Genomic DNA, 3,758 nt, shown 5'->3' on the forward strand with positions numbered 1-3,758 from the left:
CTTGACATTTTATAACTGGTCTATTTTCTGGACTTATTAAGATATTTCAATACTTTGTTATATTCTGTTTTATGCCACGCCACATCTTTTTTGGCTTTATATTTTTCTATTTTATCTGCTTTTTCCATCTGTGCTTCTATATTGGGAATTTCAGAATTTCGGGTATTCTTCCCGGCTGCCAGAGTTATGCTGCTGCTGATAATTAACATCATAATTATAGTTTTTTTCATTAAACCTCCTTTCAAAGCATTGATATTTCTAGTAATATATTAGAGTATTCGCATTTGTAAAATTTTGCGAATTAAAAAAAATATTCCTCTACAGCATGTACAAGTCTGACAAATTATTATTATATTATTTTATTTGTATTAAAATTGACTTTAAAGCCAAAATTTAGTAAAATATTTATATCAATATATTCGCAAAATTTTACAAATACGGCTGTTTTTTTAATAATTCGTATAATTAATTTTTTCACATTATTACATTTTAATAAAATAAAAACTATTTTCTTTTTTTAGAAAATAGTTTTTATATTAATATTCAGTTCTTTGAACAGGTGTTTTCCTTCTGTTTTTATGTAATAATTAAAATCCTATATATTAATAACTTCTTTTCACTCCCAAAACCGTACACTTATGTTTAATTACCATAAAAACAGAAGTTCACCCTTTAAAAATAATACTAAAACCCCATTATTCTATTCCGGGATATTTTATTCCATTCCAGTTCACCGATTGTTTGACAACAGCTATATCAGGAAGTTTTATATCTTTCAAAACCCATTTTTTAAATTCCATAAAACCGGTTCTATCCACTATATACCCGATATGCTCTTTCGGCAATGATCTGTCTATATATTTATCCACATATTCATATGTGTTTAGTATTATTTTTATTATTGATTCCTCATCACACCAAAGTATAAAATCTTCAGCAAGTCTCGGATTTTTCTTTCCTGTTCTTCCCATTACTGCCAGTCTGAAATATTTTTTTTCATCTCTTGTCCATGCTCCTGTAGGGCAGTTCAGCACGCACTCTCCGCATCCTATACATCTGTCATGATCTCTCACAGGCCTGTAATTTTCTGCCTTTATGGCCCCTGTTGATAACTTCTGGCATTTTCTTACACACATTCCGCACGATACACACTTTGACTCGTCAAGTTCAGGTTTTGTCATTCCTATTATACCGAAATCATGCATTCTCACCTTCTGGCAGTCATTAGGACAGCCTGTCAGTGCAATTTTGAAATGAAAATCATTAGGAAATACTGCCTTTTCTATTTTTCTGGCAAATTCTGTAGTATTATACTGCCCTTTCGGACATACCTTATTTCCTATACAAGCTGCTATATTTCTCGTTCCTGCTGCAGGATACCCTTCACCTTTATGATCATAATTTATATCGAATCCGTCAAGAAGAGGCTGTAACATTTCATTTACCTTTTCCATATCTTCCCAGTTTATCCCTAATATCTCAAAACCCTGTCTTGTTGTCATATGTATTTTTCCGCTGCCGTAAGTATTTGCTATATTTACCACCACTGCCATCAGGTCTCCTGATATTTCCCCGCCGGGAACTCTTACTCTCAAAGCAGTTTTATCTCTTACTTTGGTAACCCTGAAAGCATTTTTAGTGACTTTTTTTCTGTTTATATCCATAATTTCCTCCTAATCCAGCAGTTTTTCCGCAAAATCATATCTAAATACAGGCCCTTCAAGACAGATATATGTTTCATCTATCTTACAATGTCCGCATTTGCCCACAGCACAAGACATTTTTCTTTCAAAGGATACCCATATCTGCTCTTTGGATAATCCTCTCTTTAAAACTTCCTGACATGAAAACTTCATCATCACAGGTGGCCCTACTATTACATATTCTACGTCAATAAGATCTGCCGGCAGTATAGTTTCCGGTATATATTTAGTTACAAGCCCGTCACACACGCCGTCAAGGCTGCATGCCTTGTCAAGTGTTACCAAAACATCTATTTTCTTTCTCCATCTTGTAAAATCATCTTTGAATATTACACTGTCCAAATCTTTGAATCCTGCTATTATTCTAAAAGATTTTAGTTTTTCCCTGTTTTCATAAAAATGTTCTATAATTGGTCTTACAGGAGCTATTCCGCTTCCTCCGGCTACTATAACCAAATGCTTATTTTCAAAATTTTCTATTGAAAATCCGTTACCGTAAGGCCCTCTCAAAAATAGTTTTTCACCTGCCTGTTTATTGAATATTCCATCAGTTACTTTTCCTGTTTTTCTTATAAGAAAGTCAATCCAGCCGTCTTTTTCATTAAAATTAGCTATAGAAATCGGCGCCTCTCCTACTTTCGGAATAGAAATCTGTATAAACTGTCCGCTTTTCACTTTTTTATTAAACTGTACCCTGAAAAGCCATTCTATTGGTGTCACTTTTTCTACCAAAAGTATCTCTGAAGCCTCAGGTAAATATATATTATCCATTTTCCCCCTCCAGACCGGCACTTTTTTCCTCTAATACCTTATTTAATTTATTTATGCAATTTGAAAAAGAAATATATTCAGGACAGCCGTCGTCACATCTGCCGCAGCCTGTACACATCTGATATCCAAACCTTTTCTTAAAATCCGAAATTTTATGCATTACTTTAAATCTCATTCTATCCCCGTGCTTTTGTCTAAAGCTGTGTCCGCCCGCCATGTCGGTAAAACCGTCTACATGACATGAAGCCCATACTCTTCTTCTTTCTCCGTTACTGCTGTTTTCTTTATAAAAGATATCCTGTGTGGTAGTACAAGTACATGTAGGACAGACAAAGTTACACTTTCCACATGCTATGCATCTGCTGTCATACTCACGCCACAGATCCAGTCCTATCACATCTTCCAGATTAATATTTTCAGGTATCGAAACATGAACTTTATTTTCTTCCACAAAATCCATCACGAATTCATCTTCTACTCCTGAAAATTTCGTCAAAAATTCTTCTGTCTTTATATCTAAAAATATTTTTTCCCTGTCAATTTTTACCCCTATGTCATATTCATCTGTCTTATTAGTACCCATATCTGCACAAAAACAATTTTCAAATGACTCTGCACATCCCATCACTGCAAATTTTACTTTATTTCTCATAGTTTCGTAATATTTATCCGAAAATTTATTTCTCAGATAAATTTCATCTGCCCTCTTTACAGAATGCAAGTCGCAGCTTCTCAAAAATAATAAAATTTTCTTTTCATCAACATCAGGTTCTTTATATTCGTTTTCAGTAAAATAAAACATTCTCTGAGTAATCGGCAAAAGAACTTCTTTTGGTGAAAAATCAGATTTTTTATCAAAACAAATCTCCTCAAATGAATCTATTTCCTCATAACGTACCACAGGCGTATCAGAAAATGTACCCTTAAAAGGCAGAAGTTTTGGTGCAAAAATCCTGTATTCTTTTTGCATTTCTTTCAGACCGGCATTAAATTCTTCCTTTGTTAAACTTATTTTCATACTTCTCCTCTCTTCCATTATACCTAAAGATATTACACTTCCTTTAATTCTAGCATGTGCAGATAAAAAATAATGTAACGTATGATACGAAAATTCCCTCATATTTTCACGACTTTATTAAAAGTGTTTTTTATTTATAATATAATTTTTTTATGTAAAAAATTGAATTGCCAAACTTAGTACACTTATTAGTGTAATGGTCAAGCAAAATGGGAACATTAGGATCCAAAGAAATTGAATCTAGCCTGGTAAGGAGTAATAAACCC

General features: G+C 33.2%; 4 protein-coding genes. All 4 read right to left on the reverse strand.

The window, feature by feature from the left end:
• Nucleotides 1-20: 20 nt before the first annotated feature.
• Complete coding sequence (locus NK213_RS19140) at nt 21-230, reverse strand: hypothetical protein (RefSeq protein ID WP_253352279.1); 210 nt, start codon at nt 228-230, stop codon at nt 21-23.
• Nucleotides 231-695: 465 nt separating this feature from the next.
• Complete coding sequence (gene asrC / locus NK213_RS19145) at nt 696-1,664, reverse strand: sulfite reductase subunit C (RefSeq protein ID WP_253352288.1); 969 nt, start codon at nt 1,662-1,664, stop codon at nt 696-698.
• 9 nt (nt 1,665-1,673) lie between these two features.
• A complete protein-coding gene (gene asrB / locus NK213_RS19150; RefSeq protein ID WP_253352296.1) occupies nt 1,674-2,474 on the reverse strand; it encodes an anaerobic sulfite reductase subunit AsrB in 801 nt (266 codons plus the stop codon).
• Nucleotides 2,467-3,492: an anaerobic sulfite reductase subunit AsrA gene (gene asrA / locus NK213_RS19155; RefSeq protein ID WP_253352306.1), complete on the reverse strand. Its 1,026-nt coding sequence runs from the start codon at nt 3,490-3,492 to the stop codon at nt 2,467-2,469. Before asrA ends, asrB begins: the two co-directional genes overlap by 8 nt.
• Nucleotides 3,493-3,758 lie beyond the last annotated feature (266 nt).

Origin of the sequence: Sebaldella sp. S0638 (genome assembly GCF_024158605.1) — a bacterium.
Lineage (GTDB): Bacteria > Fusobacteriota > Fusobacteriia > Fusobacteriales > Leptotrichiaceae > Sebaldella.